Source organism: Dactylosporangium sp. NPDC051541, assembly GCF_044454505.1.
Taxonomy (GTDB): domain Bacteria; phylum Actinomycetota; class Actinomycetes; order Mycobacteriales; family Micromonosporaceae; genus Dactylosporangium.
In genome coordinates this window covers 273,199-288,263 of record NZ_JBITDU010000010.1, presented here as the reverse complement: position 1 = coordinate 288,263, position 15,065 = coordinate 273,199, and the positions used below count along the sequence as shown (strand labels likewise).

Here is a 15,065-nt window from a genome sequence, read left to right as displayed (position 1 = left end):
ATGGCAGTCGACGGCGGAGTGGAGGAAGCGGTCGTCGCCGGCCGGTACCGGCTCCTGCGGGTGGTCGGCCGCGGCGGCATGGGCCGGGTCTGGCAGGCGCGCGACGAGGTCCTCGACCGGGCGGTCGCGGTCAAGGAGATCCTGCCGATCGCCGGGGTGGCGCCCGGGCGGACCGACATCTGGGAACGCACGATCCGCGAGGCGCGCACCGCCGCGCGGCTGCGGCATCCGAGCCTGGTGCGGGTCTACGACGTGCAGTTCGCCGACGGGCGGCCGTGGATCGTCATGGAGTACGTCGAGGGCCGCTCGCTGCACGCGACCGTGCGCGACGACGGGCCCCTCGCGGTCGCGGCCGTGGCGAAGGCCGGCCTGGCCCTGCTCGACGGGCTGGCCGCGGCGCACGCGGCCGGTGTCCTGCACCGTGACGTGACGCCGCGCAACGTGCTGGTCGCGCCGGACGGGCAGGTGCTGCTGGGCGACTTCGGCGTGGCGGTGTTCGCGGAGGAGAGCTTCCGGGCCAGCGCGACCCGCGAGGACGTCCTGCTCGCCGCGCCCGCCTACGTCGCGCCCGAGCGGGTGACGGCCGGCGAGTCGAGCCCGGCGACGGACCTGTGGTCGCTCGGGGCGACGCTGTACCTGGCCGTCGAGGGCCGGCCGCCCTTCACCCGGCCGACCCCGGTCGAGCAGCTGACCGCGCTGATGCGGGAGCCGCCCGACGTCATGCTGCACGCCGGCCCCCTCGAGCCGGTCATCCTGGGGCTGCTGCGCCGCGACCCGAAGAACCGGCTGAGCGCGGCGAAGGCCCGCACGCTGCTGGAGACGGCGCTGACCGGAGCGCCGCCACCGCGACCCGCGACACCGGCGCCGGCCCGGAAGCTGATCGTGGCCGCGGCGGCCGCGGCGATCCTCGGTGCGGGCAGCGTGGGAGCGTGGGCCGCGACCCGCCCGGCCGGCGGCGGCGGCGACCGGACCGCATCGCCGGCCCCGGCGTCGGCGTCCGCGGTGCCGGCCGTCGTCTTCCCGGCCCCGCTGCGGTGCTCCGGCACCCTCCAGGTGTCCGGGCGGGCGGCCGCGGGGCTGCCGGCCGGGTGGGTGCGGTACGACCTCGACGAGTTCGGCACGCCGGCGCCCGGCGCGTTCACGGCCGCGTCCGAGGGTCCGGTCACCTGCTTCCGCGATCCGGCCGGGCGGCAGGGGTTCACGGTCGATCCGACCCCGCCGCTCGACGACGACCGGGTGGCGTACTGGACGCAGCGCGAACGGCAGCTGCTGGCCGGCCCGGCCGCGCCCGCGGGCTACCGGCGCATCGCCATCAGTGTCGCGCTCTACCAGCGGGGAGCGGCTGACTGGGAGTACACCTTCGACGAGAACGGCACCCGCTGGCACACCCTGCGCCGCACCTTCGCCACCGCCGCCGGCCACGGCTTCGTCGTCTCCTGGACGGCGCCCGACGCCGGCTGGGACGCCGCGCTCGACGGCCTCCACACGGTCCTCGACGGCTTCGAGTCCCGTGCCTGACCCCCGGCCCTATCCGAACGGAGACCCCTCATGAACCTCACCCGAGCCGCCCTCGCGGTCCTGCCCCTCGCGGCGGTCGCGCTGACCGTGCCGCTGCTGGCCCCCGCGCCCGCATTCGCGGCCGAGTCGGTCTCGGTGGACCTGCAGGAGATGGGCACCACCGGCGCCAAGGGCAGCGCGACGCTCACCCCGATGGCCAACGGCGACCTGAAGATCGCCATCCGGTCGACGGGAATGACGCCCAACTCGCCGCACGCCCAACACCTGCACGGCTCCGCCGGCGGCATGGACTTCCACTGCCCCTCGATGGCCGACGACCAGAACCACAACGGGTACATCAGCGTCGAGGAGGGGCTGCCGATGTACGGCGACATCTTCGTCTCCCTGACCACCGCCGGCGACACCACCAAGGCCAGCGGGCTCGCGGTCGACCGCTTCCCGACCGCCGACGCCCAGGGCAACCTCGCCTACGAGCGCACGATCCCGGCCGCGCAGCTGCCGGCCGGCACGATCGAGCACATCAAGGACTTGCACATCGTGCAGCACGGCATCGACGCCAACCACAACGGCACATACGACCTCGGCGCGCTCGGCGAGTCGACGTTCGCCAAGTCCCTCGGCGTGCCGAACATCCCCGAGGAGGCGACGGACGTCGCCACCTGCGGCATGGTGGCCGGCGCGGCCGCCGGCTCCGTCCCCGCGGGCGGCGTCGACACCGGTGACGGCTCGTCGCTTCCGCAGCCCGGCCCGGAACCGGCGCTGATCTACTCGGTCGGCGGGGCCGCGGTCGCCGGCACCCTCGGGCTGGCCTTCTACCGCCGCCGCCGGGCAGCGCGGGCATGAACCGCCGGGTCGTGACCGTCGCGGTCGGCGCGGCCCTGCTGCTGGCCGGGTGCTCGGCCCGGCCATCAGCCCCGCCCACGGTGCCGGAGCCGGCGTCGAGCCCGGCACCCACGGCGGGCCGGTCGGCCGCGGCGAGCCGCACCGGCGAGCTGACCTCCGGCCCGCTGATGGCGTCCTCGCCGCCGGTCACCGTGAGCATTCCCCGGCTCGGCGTGACCAGCGACCTGATCGACCTGGCCACCGAGCCCGACGGCACCATGCAGGTGCCCGACGACGCGAGCACCGTCGGCTGGTTCACCGGCGCGCCCACCCCGGGCGCGCTGGGGCCGGCCGTCCTCGCCGGCCACGTCGACTGGAAAGGCACCAAGGGCGCCTTCTACCACCTGGCCACCCTCGCCCCCGGCGACGAGGTCAGCGTGACCCGCCTCGACGGCAGCCGCGCGGTCTTCGCCGTGCACAAGGTCGGCCGGTACCCGAAGGACGCGTTCCCGACCCAGGACGTCTACGGCCCGGTCGACCACGCCGCCCTCCGCCTCATCACCTGCGGCGGCGAGTTCGACGCCGCGACCGGGCACTACCGCGACAACATCGTCGCGTTCGCCGACCTCGAGCAGGCCCAGCCCGGCCCGGCACCGCAGCCGTCCTGGCCGGCGACGACGCCCCACCGCTGACGGATCAGCGGTGGGGCCGCGCCGGTCAGGGTGTCTTGGCGGTACGGGTCACGGTGATGCGGTAGTCGCCGGCGACGAGCGGGCTCTCGTTGGCGAGCACCACGCCGTAGTACCCCTGGGTGCCGGCCGTGAAGGACGACGTCGCCACCGTCTGCTGCAGCTTCGTCGTCACCGCCGCCCGGGCCGCGTCCACCCGCCCCTGCACCCACAGGTTCGGGTTGTCCGGCCGGCTCTGCATCAGGAAGACCGCCGGCACCGTGCCGGGCGTCTGCGGCGCGACCGTGATCGTCACGGTGTCACCGAGGTTGACGAAGAGATCGAACACCGCGACCGGCTGCCCGGCGCCGAGGTGCACCGTCTCCGTGCCGTTGCTCAGCACGTGGTTGCCCTCGACGAAGCTCACCCGGTAGTCCGACTCCTCCGCGGTCGGATTGTTGAACCGGTCGACGGCGGCGACGTAGCCGCCGAACGGCCGCCGGTTGCTGTCGACGGCGACGAAGTCGACCGCCGGCTTCAGCGGGTCGAACGAGGCCGTGCTCGTGGCCAGCTGCGCGCCCGTCGCCGGGTCCTCGACCCGCAGGTCGAAGTCGTGCGAGTCGGGCGTGATCGCCACGACCGACCAGAACGGCGCGGTGGTGGCGAAGGTGTAGCGGGTCGGGACGAGGGGCTTGGGCCGCCACAGCGGGACACCGTTGGTCAGCGGCCGTTGGCACCGTCGGCGAGGTCCTGCAGCGCCGCCGTGACCCGGCCCTGCACCGCCTCGCCCGCGTCCCAGGCCTGCATGTGCGTGTCCTCGAAGTCCACGGTCACGCCGTTGGGGAACGTCAGGACCTTGTTCTGGGTGCCCAGGATCGCGAACCGGTCGGCCCACCCCTCGCTCCAGGCGCACTCCGCGCTCAGCGGCACACCCAGCTGGTGCGCCGTGCAGTCGGCGTCGAACGGCGTGTCGTGCTCGTACGCGTCCCACATCACGGCGTGACCCAGCTCGTGCACCGGCGTGGAACCGTCCGGCGCGTTGAACGTCAGGTGGATCTGGTTGGCCACCGGGCACTTCGCGCCACCGGCGCCGACACTCGGGCAGAAGAAGTCGCCGTCCGCCGAGTCCGCCGTCCACCGGACCAGGATCTGCGGGTGGCAGACCGAGTCCAGCGCGTCCCAGCAGTTGGCATTGCCGTGCGGCAGGAACATTCCAGGCCTCGGCGATCTCCTCGAACGCGTGCCACGCCCGGTGCACGGCCGCCGGCGGCTGGACCGCGCCGAGCTTCGTCGTGCTGCCGTCGACGACGTCCTCGGGGCCCTCCACCCGCACCGTATAGGCCTTGCCGGCGGCGTCGTGCACCTTCCAGCGCGTGTTCTCGGTGGCGATGATGACGTACACGTCCATGCCGCCGACGCCCGTGTCGTCGTTGCCGAAGCAGGCCGAGTAGCTGCCGTCCAGCTTGCTCACCACGGTCGCCAGCAGGGTGTCGCTGAAGACGCCCCGGTCGTAGACCCGGACCGTGGCCTGCTCGCCCGGCAGGAGCCGGCCGATCGCGTCCTCGAACAGCACGGAGCCGGTGACGCAGGCCGTCTGGCCGGTCAGGTCGGCCGCGGCCGACGCGCCCGGCCCGGGCGCGGGGCCCGGCGCGGGCCCGGTCGACCGCGCGACGACGGCCGGGCGGGCGTCGCCCGGCAGCGCCTCACCGAGCGCGTCGACCGGTGCGACGATGGCCAGCCGGGCGCCCGCACTGTCGGCGCCGGCCGTCACCGGCACCGTGGCGGCACCGTGCTCGGCCGCGCCGGTGGGCGATACCGCCCGCACCGCCGCCGTGATCTCGGCCGGACCGGCCGTGGTGGCCCGGACCGTGCCGCTGATGCGCAGGTGCGCACCGGCCCGCAGGTCCCGCCGCCCCACCGTGCGGGCCGTCGGCCCGTACGGCGTCGCCGGCCCGGCGCCGGCCGCCCGCATCCCGTCGGGTACGGCGGCCCAGGCGAAGCTCGCCGGCAGGTCGACCTCGACGGCCGCGCCGCCCCGGTCGACCGGCGAGTCGACGTCAACGGTCAACGTGACCGCCGCGCCGACCACGGGCGCGGCCGACAGCGCGACCGCCACGGTGAAGCAGTCCGCCTAGAAGGACGCACAGTGGCGGGGCGCGGGGTATGAGCCCCGCCACAGCGGGCAACGCGCCGGCCGTCAGGCGTCGCCCCGCTGGGACGCGGCGGCCTGCGGGTGGAGGTCGGCGCGGCGTCACCCGAGGCGGGCACCCGGCGGGACCTGGCCGGCCGGCACCGCGAACACGGCCTTGTACCACTCCGGCACGTAGCAGGCGGTCCCTTCACCGCCGGTGAGCTTCGCCGTGACGCGCGTGGCCGTGATCGTGAGGGCCGCGCCGTCGTTCTGGCAGCCGGCGAGCACGAACTCGAAGATCCGCGGGTCCGCGCCGGGGCCGGTCGTCTCGGTCGCGCCGCCGGTGCCGCCGTCGCGGACGCGGCCGAACTGGACCAGCACCGCAGCCGTCGGCTTGGGCGACACGGGCGCCGCCGACGAGGGCGGGGGCGCCGGCGGCGAGACCCGCGACGGGGACGGCGACGGCGCGGGCACGGACGGTGACGGCACGGGGGACGACGGCCCCGCGACCGGCGCGGGCGTGGCCGCCGGTCCGCCACAACCCGTGACCGTCAGCGCGAGCAGTACCAGCCAGAACCGTTTCCTCATGGCACTTGGACGGGCCACCCCCACGGCCCGGTTCCAACCCTTCATCGGCGTATCCGCTCTTGCCCACGTCATCCGATCAGAGTATTTACACATTCAGATCTATGCACGTGCTGCAACGACGCAGAGGGGGAAACGATCGTGGGCACATCCAAACGGACAGCCGCGGGGCTGATCGCCGTCGCGGTGATCGCCGGCCTCACGGCGACCGCGGCACCGGCCTGGTCGGCACCGCCGCCGCGGGAGCCGGTCGCCACGCGCGGCGCAAGCGACTTCCTCGGCGAGGGCAAGGGCGCCCGGGACGTGGACAACCGCAAAGGTACCGTCGCCCCCAGCGGGCAGCAGCGCTCCCTCGCCGGCAAGTTCGGCGCGGTGCGGTTCAACGCGTTCGGCACGCCACGGGCGCTCGGGCCGGCCGCGCGGGGCCGGACGTCCCTGGCCGCGGGGCTGGCGGCCGACCCGGAGACGGCCGCCCGCCAGTTCCTCGTGCAGAACCAGGCGCTGTTCGGCATCGACGAGCAGTCGGTGGCCGCGATGGACGCGGTCCTGGTCCGGCCGATCGGCAGCGCGACGGTGGTGACGCTGCGGCAGCGCTTCGGCGGACTGCCGGCCGGGCACGACGGCCTCGCCTCGATCCTCGTGAGCAACGGCGCCGTCGTGCGGGTGACGTCGTCGCTGTCCCGTGACACCCGGGAGCCGCAGCCGGCCACCGTGTCGGCCGACGACGCGATCGCCGCCGCCGCCCGCGACGCCGGGCTGACCGCGGCCCAGGTCGGGCCGGTCAAGGTCGACACCGTCGCCGTGCCAACGCCCGCCGACGGGCCGCGGGCCGCCTACGCGGTGACGCTGAGCGGCACCGACCTGACCCGGCCGGTCGCGTTCACCACCTACGTCGACGCCCGCACCGGTGGCGTGCTGGTCCGCGAGGACCTCGTCGACTACGACGCGGACAACCCGAGCTGGGCGGTGTTCCCGGCCGCGCCGACGAACGTCGTCGGCCTGGACTCGCGGGTGCGCTGGTGCTTCAGCCCGATGCCGGCCTGCGTGCGCACGGTCCGTGACCCCAACAGCGGCCAGGCCTGGGACGTCAACCTGAGCACCGGGCAGCCGACGTTCACCTCCAGCGGCAACGCGGCCAATAACGTGGTGCAGTGGGGTGGCGGGACCGCGCCGGCGCCGGCGACGGCGAAGCCGGACCGCAACTACGTCTACCCGTTCACCGACCAGTGGCGCGCCGCCCGGTGCAACCCGGCCGGGTTCACCTCGGCGCAGCGCAATGACGCCGACGCGGCGGTGACGAACCTGTTCGCCATGCACAACCGGATGCACGACTGGGCGTACACCCTCGGCTTCACGGAATCGGCTTGGAACATGCAGGTCGTCAACCTCTCGCCGGACGGGCTCGGTGGCGACCCGGAGCAGGGCCGGGCCCAGTCCAACGCGCTCGGCGGCAGCCGCAACAACGCCAACCAGGGCACTCCCCGCGACGGTCTGCCCCCGACGTCGAACATGTTCCTCTGGCAGCCGGTCGCGGGCGCGGCGTACCCGCCCTGCGTCGACGGCGACTACGACATGACCGTGATCGGGCACGAGTACACCCACGCGATCACCAACCGCATGATCGCCGGCCCCGACACCGGGATCGGCTCGTTCCAGGGCGGCTCGATGGGCGAGGCGTGGGGCGACCTGCTCGCCGGCGAGTACCTGTTCGAGAACGGCCTGCGGGCGCCGGGTGACACGCCGTTCGTCACCGGCGCGTACGTCACCGGGAACAACACGACCGGCATCCGCGACTACGACGGCAGCAAGAGCCCGCTGAACTACTCCGACATCGGCTTCGACATCCCGGGGCCGGAGGTCCACGCCGACGGGGAGATCTGGGTCGCCACCAACCTGCGCGTCCGGGCGGCGTTCGTGCAGCGCTACGGGGCCGGCACGCCGTCGCTGCAGCAGCGCTGCGCCGACGGGCAGGTGACGGTCGACGCGTGCCCGGGCAACCGGCGCTGGGCCCAGCTCACCTTCGACTCGTTCCTGCTGCAGGGCGACAGCCAGGTCAGCATGACCGACATGCGGGACAACATGCTCGCCGCCGACCTGGTCCGCTTCGGCGGGGCGAACCAGGACCTGATCTGGAACGCCTTCGCCCAGTCGGGCCTCGGCATCGACGCGACCGGCGACCCGGCCGACACCGACCCGACGCCGAGCTTCGCCTCGCCCTACGCGAACAACGCCACCGTGACCCTGCAGCCGGTCGGCGACTCGGCCGGTGCGGTCATCCGCCTCTACGTGGGTGACTACGAGGCCCGGGCCGTCCCGGTGGCCGACACCGACCCGGAGACCGCCATCCCCGACACGTTCCAGATCGTGCCCGGGCAGACGTTCTCGTTCACCGCGGTCGGGGCCGGCTACGGGCACAAGAAGTTCACGTCACTGTTCCTGCCCGGCCGGGCCCAGGACCTGAAGCTGAACCTGCCCCGCAACCTGGCCTCGACGTCGGCGGGCGCGGTGCTCACCGGCGACGGCGTCAACGTCGCCCGGCTCGGCGACGACACCGAGGTCACCGACTGGGCCTCGCTCGACGGCGTGGCCGGCAAGAAGGTCACCGTCGACCTGGCCGGCGACCGCCCGGTCTCGGTGAACACGGTCAACGTGAGCGCGCTGCTGCGCCCGGCGATCGACGGCGACGTCGACCCGCTCGGCCAGAACCGGTTCTCGGCCCTGCGCCAGTTCCGCATCCTCGCCTGCGACGCTACGGCCTCCGACTGCTCCGCCGACGCCGGCTACCGCGAGGTGTACCGCAGCGCCTCGGACGCCTTCCCGTCCGAGGCCTTCCGCCCGACCGCACCCCAGCTCAACCTCCGCACCTTCCACTTCAACCCGGTCAAGGCCACCCACCTGCGCATCCAGGTGCTGACCAGCCAGTGCACCGGCAACCCACGCTACGCCGGCGAGCAGGACAACGACCCGGCCGCGGCCACCGACTGCGCGACGGCGAGCCCGTTCGCCGCGCAGGTCCGCATCGCCGAGTTCCAGGCCTTCTCCCGCTGACGCCGGCCGATCGGAGGGGTCCACCGGGCCCCTCCGATCGACGCGGAGGCACTGATGTCACGGCCCGGCGGATCGCCTGCTGCCGCTCATTGTGGATCGGCCGGCCGGCTGAACCCTCAGCCGGTGGAGACGGCGCGGACGAATGTCACCTTGACGGTCGCGGTGCGGGCGGTGGCGCTGGTCAGGGTGGGCGTGAAGGACACGACGCCGGTGCCGGTGCAGGGCACCAGGATGTTGGTCGGGATGGCGGCGTTGGCCTGGAAGAAGCGTAGCGTCACCGGCGGCAGCGGGGACACGGACGAGCCGATGCCGACGACGATCGCGGTGCCGGCGCTGCCGGTGAAGCCCAGGCCCGGTGTGGTGTCGCCCGGCTTGACCTGGACGGCGGTGACCGTCTGCCCGGCCAGGGGGTGGCCGGTGGGCACGATGTCGGCCGGGCCGTCGCAGACGACCGCGATCCGGGACAGGCCGGCCACCCCGTTGACCTGGCCGGCGAACGCCTGGTTGGGCGAGACCGGGACGGGGTCGAGCACACCGCCGGCGACAGCGGGGTCCGCCGCCCCGAAGAGCACGGCGGCCGCGCCGAGCGGCACGAACCAGCGACGCAACTTGCTGGACATGGCTCCTCCTCCTGCCGGCCGCGCATCGGCCGGTCGACCGGGAGGCGTTCCAGGCCGTGCCATTCGATCGCGCGGGCCGACCACCTGGCGCGCATGGTCATATCGTCATACAATCTTGGCGATGGAGCTCGCTCAGCCCGAGGGGTTCGATCGTCTGCTGCGCGGGGCGATCGATGTGCATGTCCACGGTCAGCCCGACCTCGCCGACGGGCGGCCCAATCGCGGGGCCGACGTCGAGGTGGCCCGGCTCGCGCACGCCTACAGCATGTCCGGCTTCGTCCTCAAGTCGCACCTGTGGGCCACGACCGACCGGGCCCGAGCGGTCCGGGACGAGATGGCCGGCAGCGGATTCACCGTGTATGGCAGCATCACGCTCAACCCCGTCGTCGGCGGCCTCGAGCCGAGCGTCGTCGAGCTCGCGGCCGCGCACGGCGCCCGGGTGGTGTTCCTGCCGACGTGGGGTGCGGCCGCCGACGTCGCCCGCGGCGGCTACATCTCGAACCTTCTCAAGCACATCTCGCCGTCGTTCGCGGAGTACAACGCCCGCAACGCCATCGCGCTCCGCGGACCCGACGGGGCGCTGACCGCCCGGGCCCGGGCTGTCGTCGACGCCTGCCGCGCGCTCGGTCTCGCCCTGGCCACCGGGCACGCGTCGGTCGCGGAGAGCCGGGCCGTGGCCGCGTACTGCGCCGACGTCGGGCAGCGGCTGCTCATCACCCACCCGATGCATTACACGACGGACCCGGCCGAGCTGCGGGAGTTCGCCGACACGGGCGCCTTCCTGGAGTTCTGCAACGCACCGCTGGTACACCCGGATGGGCATCTGCGTCTTCGGGATGTGCACGAGGCACTGTCCGCGGTCGGGCCGCAGCGGGCGATCCTGACCACGGACGTGTTCTCCCGGTGGGTGCCGCCCGCGCCGGAATGCCTGCGCATGTTCGTCGAGCAGCTGGCCTACCTCGGCTGGACGGACGAGCAGATCGCCACGATGGTGCACGCCAACCCCCGCACGTTCCTCGAGCAGGAGAGCCCGCATGCGCGTTGACGACGTCGACCCCGCGGCCATGACCGACGCCCAGCGGGCCCTCTACGACTGGTACAGCACCGGCCCCCGCGCCGCCCCGGACAGCCCGTTCGCACTCGTCGGCCCGGACGGCCGGCTCCAGGGCCCGCCCGCGATCTGGATCCTCAGCCCACCGTTCGGCCAGGCGCTGCAGCAGATCGGCGGCGCGGTCCGGTTCGGCTCGCGGCTGCCCGCCCGGGCCCGGGAGATCGCGATCCTGCTCGTCGGGCACCACCACGACAGCGCCTTCGAACTCTACGCCCACCGCCGGGCCGGTGCCGCCGCCGGCCTGACCGACGCCGACCTGACCGCCCTGGCCGAGAACCGGGAGCCGGCCGGACTGTCCGATGTGGAGGTCTGCTGCTTCCGGGTGACCCGGCGGGTCCTCGAGCACGGCACCCTCGACGACACCGATTTCGCAGACGCCGCGGGGGTACTGACTGAGGCCGGACTCCTCGAACTGGTCACGATCGTCGGGTACTACAACATGGTCGCCTGGCAACTCGCGGTCTTCGACGTGCGGCCGCCGTCGTGAACTGGTCCATCTGGATCGTCGAGTACGGCTACGTCGAGAAGTTCCCGGCCAGCAATCTGTTCGCCGCCCAGCCGAACGAGGGGTACCGCCGCATGCCCTATTGCTTCGGACTGCTGCGCACCGCCGGCCGCTGCGTGCTCGTCGACACCGGCTTCGCCGATCCGGCCGTCCATCGGCGGCTCACCGCCAAGTACGGCGACACCCGCTGGTGCCACCCGGTCGAGGCCCTCGCGCGGGTCGGCGTGCGGCCCGACGACGTCGACACCGTCCTGCTCACCCACAACCACTTCGACCACGCCGGGTGCGTCGAGGCGTTCCCGGCCGCGCACGTGTGGATTCAGCGGCGCGAGATCGAGCGGTACCTCGCCGCCGCCGATCGGCCCGGCCGGTTCGAGTTCCTGACCCGGTCCTGCCAGGCCGACCTGCCGCAGCACCTCGCCACCCGCCCGGCCACCCTCGCCGACGGGGCGGTCACGGTCGCGCCCGGGATTGAGCTGCGGCCCGCGTACGACACCCACACCGCCGGCTCGCAGCTCGTGGCCGTCACCAACGAGGCCGACGGCGACTGGGTGTTCGCCGGCGACAACGTGTACAGCTACGAGAATCTCGAGGGCATCCGCGGCGACGGGGTCCTCGCGCCGATCGCGATGAGCACCGGCAGCGCCACCGCCTGGCTCGACCTCGCCGACGCGATGCTGGCGAGCGTCGGCGGGGACACCCGGCGGGTCCTGCCGTTCCACGAGGCGGCCGTGTGGGACCGCTTCCCGACGGTCACCTACGCCGACGGCCTGCACGTCGCCGAGGTGTCCCGGGCCGGCGGCTGAGGCTCAGGTTCTTGTCCGCAGGCTTCAGGTTCTCGTCCGCAGGCTTCAGGTTCTTGTCCGCAGGCTTCAGGTTCTCGTCCGCAGCCCGAAGCGGGCCAGCAGGCGGGTGGCCAGGGCGTAGGCGAGGTGGCCGCCGGGCCACTGGGTGACGTTGTGCCCGGCCGGGTCGTGGTAGTAGTTGTGGCAGCCGGCGTTCATCGCCGAGGCGTCGCGCCCCATCCGCCGGTCGATCCAGGCGACGAAGCGCCGCGCCGCCGACGGTGACGTGTCGATGCTGGCGCGCTTCCCGGCCCGGGCCAGGCGCCGCACCGCGCCGACGACGACCTCGGCCTGCCGCTCCAGCTGGGCGATGATGGAGACGCCGCCGTTGGTGTTGGGGCCGTAGAGGATGAAGAAGTTGGGGAAGCCCGGCACCGTGATGCCCATGAAGGCGCTGGCCCGCTCCCGCCAGGCGTCGTGGATGCTGCGCCCGTCGCGGCCCTTCACGTCGATGCTCGCGAGGAACCGGGTCGGCTGGAAGCCGGTGCTGAGGATGAGGACGTCGACGTCGTGGGACCGGCCCGTCGCGTCGACGACGCCGGTCGGGGTGACGTGGTCCACCGCGTGCGCCACGAGCTCGACGTTGTCGCGGTTCAGTGCCGGGTAGAACGTCGAGGAGATCACCGGTCGTTTGCAGCCCCACGGATACTGCGGGGTCACCGCGGCCCGCGTCGCCGGATCGGCGATGGCGGCGCCGATGAACCCCTCGCAGACCGCGCGCATCCGCCGCTGCCGGCCGGACGTGACGTCGTAGCCCTTGAACCGGCGGTTGCCCTGGTGGAAGATCCGGGCCCGGTTCAGCCGCTGCGCGAGGGGCACGTTGCGGAAAACCCAGCGTTCGCGGGCGGTGAACTCCCGCTCGTGCTTCGGCTCGATCCAGCCGGGCTCGCGCTGGAAGACCCGCACCCGCGCGGCCGCCGGGGCGATCGCCGGCACGATCTGCACGGCCGTCGACCCGGTGCCGACCACCGCGACCGACTTGCCGGTGAGGTCGTGCTCCTCCCAGCGCGAGGTGTGGAAGCACGGGCCGGCGAACGTCTCCAAACCCGGCCACTCCGGGTAGCGCGGCACGTTGAGCAGGCCCAGCGCGGAGATGACGACGTCGAACTCGGCGCGGTCGCCGTGCTCGGTGGACAGCGTGTAGGTGCCGGTCGACTCCTCCCACACCAGGCCCGTGACCCGGGTGTTCAGCCGCAGCAGCGGGGCCAGCCCGAAGCGCTCGACGACGTGCTCGGCGTAGGCCAGCAGCTCCGGCTGGGTCGCGTGGGTGCGCGGCCAGTCGTACTTGAGGAACGAGAACGAGTAGGCGTGCGAGTGCACGTCGACCTCGCAGCCCGGGTACCGGTTGTCGAACCAGGTCCCGCCGACGCCGGCCGACTGCTCGTAGATCACGACGCTGGCCGTGGCCCGCTTCCGCAGCTTGACCGCGGCCGCGATACCGCCCAGGCCGGCGCCGATGATCGCGACCCGGACCGGTGCCCGCCGGCCCATCAGCGGCCGGCCGGCGCCGGGTAGTCCGCGGCGTTGAACACCCAGCCGTCCTGGGCCGAGAAGTCGAAGCGCGGCGGGGAGAACACGTCGATGAGGTGGTTGAGGTCCGGCCCGATCGCCTCGCTGGTGTGCTGCGACGGCGGCGGGATCACGGTGACGGCCGGGGCCAGGACGGTCTCGTGCTCGTCGGCGCGCCAGTTGGCCTTGTTCGTCGTCCAGGGCCAGCGGATGTGGTGCACGTACTGCCCGGCCAGGACGATCGAGCACTGCTCGAAGTCGTCGTGGTGGTGCGGGGAGAGCTTCGCGGGGTCGCGCGGGCCCTGCTTCGGGTCGATGAAGTTCACCATGAAGGTGGTGCAGCGGTACAGCCGGAACGGCGGGTTGGACAGCGGCGGCACCGTCAGGTCGTAGCTGCGGACCCGGTAGCCGCCGACCGGCTGCGGCCACGGCGCGAACGGCGGGATGTTCTCGTGCGGCTCGGTGTAGGAGCCGGCGTTGGCGGCGAGCGCGGCGACGTCGTCCGACCTCGTCGTCAGCAGCCGCAGCACCCGGCCCCGCCCGGTGACCGTCACCGTGCTGTCCCCGGGCGGCACGACCAGCATCGTCCGCCCGCTGGCGGAGACGTCCTCGCCGGGCGTGCGGACGGTGGCCGCGAGGGTGTCGTCGGCCAGCAGCACCACGTACTCGTCCGGCTGCCCGGCCCGGGTGAACGTGGCCGTGCCGTCGAGCTCGGAGTAGCCGACGACGAAGTTCTGGCCGCGGGCGTACCAGGTCGAGACGTCCGTGGATTTGTCGGCCGGGGCCAGGTCGCGAAACGTGACGTGCTCGGAGCCGGAGAACCGCTCGGGCGCCGCGGCGGCGCCCGGCGGCCGGCTCGCCGGCAGGGTGGAGCGCAGGTCGGTGGCGTCATACGCCATTGGGGCCTCCCTTGAATGCGTCGACGGCGGCCGCAGCGGCGCCCCGCAGCAGGCTGGTGTCGTTGCTGAGCATCACGAACCGGTAGCCGCGGTCGGCCGCGGCCCGGGCCTGCGCCGCGCTCCGCACCGCCGTGCCGGCCGGCACGCCCCGCCGGTGCGCGGCGCTGAGCAGCCGGTCGACGAGCTTCTGCAGCACCGGGTCGGGCTCCGGCAACCCGGAGGACAGCTGCAGGTCGCCCAGCCCGAGGAACACGCCGTTGAGCCCGGCGACGTCGAGGATGTCGTCGACCGCCTCGATCGCGGCCCGCTCCTCCAGCTGCACGGCCCGCATGACCTCCTCGTCGCCGAAGCGCAGATACTCGGGGCGCGGCAGGCCGCCCCACCGTCCGGCCCGCGACGTGATGCCCATCCCGCGGTCACCGCCGGGCGAGAAGAGCATCTGCCGCACGGCCGCGTCCGCCTCGGCGACGGAGGTGACCCGCGGCACGAGGATGCCGTCGACGCCGGCGTCGAGCAGCCGCTGCAGGTGGCTGCCGCTGCGGTCGGGGACCCGGACGACGACCGACAGGCCGGCGCCCTGCGCGACGACCGTGGCCTGATAGACGAAGTCGAACGTCAGCGGTGCGTGCTCCTGGTCGAGCACGATGTAGTCGAATCCGGCGTCGGCCAGGATCTCGATCGGCTCCAGAGCCGGGATCTTCACCCAGGTGCCGACCAGACAACGGTCGGCCGAGGCCAACCGGCGAGCGAAACCCAATCGCGCCATGACGCTCCTCACGAGGGGTTTTAGGCTTCGGAAATGTA

General features: G+C 73.5%; 15 protein-coding genes. 8 read left to right on the top strand and 7 right to left on the bottom strand.

What is annotated here, in order from left to right; all coding sequences use genetic code 11:
* Genes ACIA8L_RS37795 through ACIA8L_RS37785 form a run of 3 tightly spaced genes read left to right on the top strand, consistent with a single transcriptional unit; the run spans position 1 to position 3,032 of the window.
* A complete protein-coding gene (locus ACIA8L_RS37795) occupies positions 1 to 1,518 on the top strand; it encodes a serine/threonine-protein kinase (RefSeq protein ID WP_395912189.1) in 1,518 nt (505 codons plus the stop codon).
* A 30-nt stretch (positions 1,519 to 1,548) separates the two neighbouring features.
* Positions 1,549 to 2,361 carry a hypothetical protein gene (locus tag ACIA8L_RS37790; RefSeq protein WP_395912187.1) on the top strand — a complete coding sequence of 271 codons (813 nt, stop codon included), beginning with the start codon at positions 1,549 to 1,551 and terminating at the stop codon, positions 2,359 to 2,361.
* Positions 2,358 to 3,032, top strand: coding sequence for a class F sortase (locus ACIA8L_RS37785; RefSeq protein ID WP_395912185.1), 675 nt, complete (start codon positions 2,358 to 2,360; stop codon positions 3,030 to 3,032). Before ACIA8L_RS37790 ends, ACIA8L_RS37785 begins: the two co-directional genes overlap by 4 nt.
* 25 nt (positions 3,033 to 3,057) lie before the next feature.
* Here ACIA8L_RS37785 and ACIA8L_RS37780 read toward each other — a convergent pair whose 3' ends face one another.
* Together ACIA8L_RS37780 and ACIA8L_RS37775 are read right to left on the bottom strand one after the other, a co-directional pair.
* Positions 3,058 to 3,645 carry a hypothetical protein gene (locus tag ACIA8L_RS37780; protein ID WP_395912184.1) on the bottom strand — a complete coding sequence of 196 codons (588 nt, stop codon included), beginning with the start codon at positions 3,643 to 3,645 and terminating at the stop codon, positions 3,058 to 3,060.
* Positions 3,646 to 3,728: 83 nt separating this feature from the next.
* Complete coding sequence (locus ACIA8L_RS37775; RefSeq protein WP_395912183.1) at positions 3,729 to 4,220, bottom strand: hypothetical protein; 492 nt, start codon at positions 4,218 to 4,220, stop codon at positions 3,729 to 3,731.
* Positions 4,221 to 4,588: 368 nt separating this feature from the next.
* Between ACIA8L_RS37775 and ACIA8L_RS37770 the strand changes: the two genes are divergently transcribed.
* A complete protein-coding gene (locus ACIA8L_RS37770) occupies positions 4,589 to 5,143 on the top strand; it encodes a hypothetical protein (RefSeq protein ID WP_395912181.1) in 555 nt (184 codons plus the stop codon).
* A 116-nt stretch (positions 5,144 to 5,259) separates the two neighbouring features.
* Here ACIA8L_RS37770 and ACIA8L_RS37765 read toward each other — a convergent pair whose 3' ends face one another.
* Positions 5,260 to 5,727, bottom strand: coding sequence for a hypothetical protein (locus tag ACIA8L_RS37765; RefSeq protein WP_395912179.1), 468 nt, complete (start codon positions 5,725 to 5,727; stop codon positions 5,260 to 5,262).
* A 138-nt stretch (positions 5,728 to 5,865) separates the two neighbouring features.
* On the opposite strand from ACIA8L_RS37765, the gene ACIA8L_RS37760 reads away from it, so the two are divergent.
* The gene (locus tag ACIA8L_RS37760; RefSeq protein WP_395912178.1) at positions 5,866 to 8,772 is read left to right on the top strand and encodes a M36 family metallopeptidase; all 2,907 of its coding nucleotides are present in this window, start codon (positions 5,866 to 5,868) and stop codon (positions 8,770 to 8,772) included.
* Between the two features lie 116 nt (positions 8,773 to 8,888).
* Here ACIA8L_RS37760 and ACIA8L_RS37755 read toward each other — a convergent pair whose 3' ends face one another.
* Entirely contained in the window at positions 8,889 to 9,392 is a 504-nt protein-coding gene (locus tag ACIA8L_RS37755; RefSeq protein WP_395912177.1) for a hypothetical protein, read from the bottom strand.
* A 121-nt stretch (positions 9,393 to 9,513) separates the two neighbouring features.
* Between ACIA8L_RS37755 and ACIA8L_RS37750 the strand changes: the two genes are divergently transcribed.
* From ACIA8L_RS37750 to ACIA8L_RS37740, 3 genes are read left to right on the top strand one after another with little or no spacing between them, the layout of a single operon-like run.
* Positions 9,514 to 10,437, top strand: coding sequence for a DUF6282 family protein (locus ACIA8L_RS37750; protein ID WP_395912175.1), 924 nt, complete (start codon positions 9,514 to 9,516; stop codon positions 10,435 to 10,437).
* Complete coding sequence (locus ACIA8L_RS37745; protein WP_395912173.1) at positions 10,427 to 10,990, top strand: carboxymuconolactone decarboxylase family protein; 564 nt, start codon at positions 10,427 to 10,429, stop codon at positions 10,988 to 10,990. The genes ACIA8L_RS37750 and ACIA8L_RS37745 overlap by 11 nt, the downstream gene beginning before the upstream one ends.
* A complete protein-coding gene (locus ACIA8L_RS37740; protein ID WP_395912171.1) occupies positions 10,987 to 11,814 on the top strand; it encodes an N-acyl homoserine lactonase family protein in 828 nt (275 codons plus the stop codon). Before ACIA8L_RS37745 ends, ACIA8L_RS37740 begins: the two co-directional genes overlap by 4 nt.
* A gap of 66 nt (positions 11,815 to 11,880) precedes the next feature.
* Here ACIA8L_RS37740 and ACIA8L_RS37735 read toward each other — a convergent pair whose 3' ends face one another.
* Genes ACIA8L_RS37735 through ACIA8L_RS37725 form a run of 3 tightly spaced genes read right to left on the bottom strand, consistent with a single transcriptional unit; the run spans position 11,881 to position 15,027 of the window.
* A complete protein-coding gene (locus ACIA8L_RS37735; protein WP_395912169.1) occupies positions 11,881 to 13,344 on the bottom strand; it encodes a flavin-containing monooxygenase in 1,464 nt (487 codons plus the stop codon).
* A complete protein-coding gene (locus ACIA8L_RS37730; protein ID WP_395912167.1) occupies positions 13,344 to 14,261 on the bottom strand; it encodes a hypothetical protein in 918 nt (305 codons plus the stop codon). The genes ACIA8L_RS37735 and ACIA8L_RS37730 overlap by 1 nt, the downstream gene beginning before the upstream one ends.
* Positions 14,251 to 15,027 carry an HpcH/HpaI aldolase/citrate lyase family protein gene (locus ACIA8L_RS37725; protein ID WP_395912165.1) on the bottom strand — a complete coding sequence of 259 codons (777 nt, stop codon included), beginning with the start codon at positions 15,025 to 15,027 and terminating at the stop codon, positions 14,251 to 14,253. The genes ACIA8L_RS37730 and ACIA8L_RS37725 overlap by 11 nt, the downstream gene beginning before the upstream one ends.
* Positions 15,028 to 15,065 lie beyond the last annotated feature (38 nt).

What these genes read in the sequence shown, in the direction of transcription:
- ACIA8L_RS37795 (WP_395912189.1), top strand. Translation starts at nt 1, where the DNA reads ATGGCAGTCGACGGCGGAGTGGAGGAAGCGGTCGTCGCCGGCCGGTAC.
- ACIA8L_RS37790 (WP_395912187.1), top strand. Translation starts at nt 1,549, where the DNA reads ATGAACCTCACCCGAGCCGCCCTCGCGGTCCTGCCCCTCGCGGCGGTC.
- ACIA8L_RS37785 (WP_395912185.1), top strand. Translation starts at nt 2,358, where the DNA reads ATGAACCGCCGGGTCGTGACCGTCGCGGTCGGCGCGGCCCTGCTGCTG.
- ACIA8L_RS37775 (WP_395912183.1), bottom strand. Translation starts at nt 4,220, where the DNA reads ATGTTCCTGCCGCACGGCAATGCCAACTGCTGGGACGCGCTGGACTCG.
- ACIA8L_RS37765 (WP_395912179.1), bottom strand. Translation starts at nt 5,727, where the DNA reads ATGAGGAAACGGTTCTGGCTGGTACTGCTCGCGCTGACGGTCACGGGT.
- ACIA8L_RS37755 (WP_395912177.1), bottom strand. Translation starts at nt 9,392, where the DNA reads ATGTCCAGCAAGTTGCGTCGCTGGTTCGTGCCGCTCGGCGCGGCCGCC.
- ACIA8L_RS37750 (WP_395912175.1), top strand. Translation starts at nt 9,514, where the DNA reads ATGGAGCTCGCTCAGCCCGAGGGGTTCGATCGTCTGCTGCGCGGGGCG.
- ACIA8L_RS37745 (WP_395912173.1), top strand. Translation starts at nt 10,427, where the DNA reads ATGCGCGTTGACGACGTCGACCCCGCGGCCATGACCGACGCCCAGCGG.
- ACIA8L_RS37735 (WP_395912169.1), bottom strand. Translation starts at nt 13,344, where the DNA reads ATGGGCCGGCGGGCACCGGTCCGGGTCGCGATCATCGGCGCCGGCCTG.
- ACIA8L_RS37730 (WP_395912167.1), bottom strand. Translation starts at nt 14,261, where the DNA reads ATGGCGTATGACGCCACCGACCTGCGCTCCACCCTGCCGGCGAGCCGG.
- ACIA8L_RS37725 (WP_395912165.1), bottom strand. Translation starts at nt 15,027, where the DNA reads ATGGCGCGATTGGGTTTCGCTCGCCGGTTGGCCTCGGCCGACCGTTGT.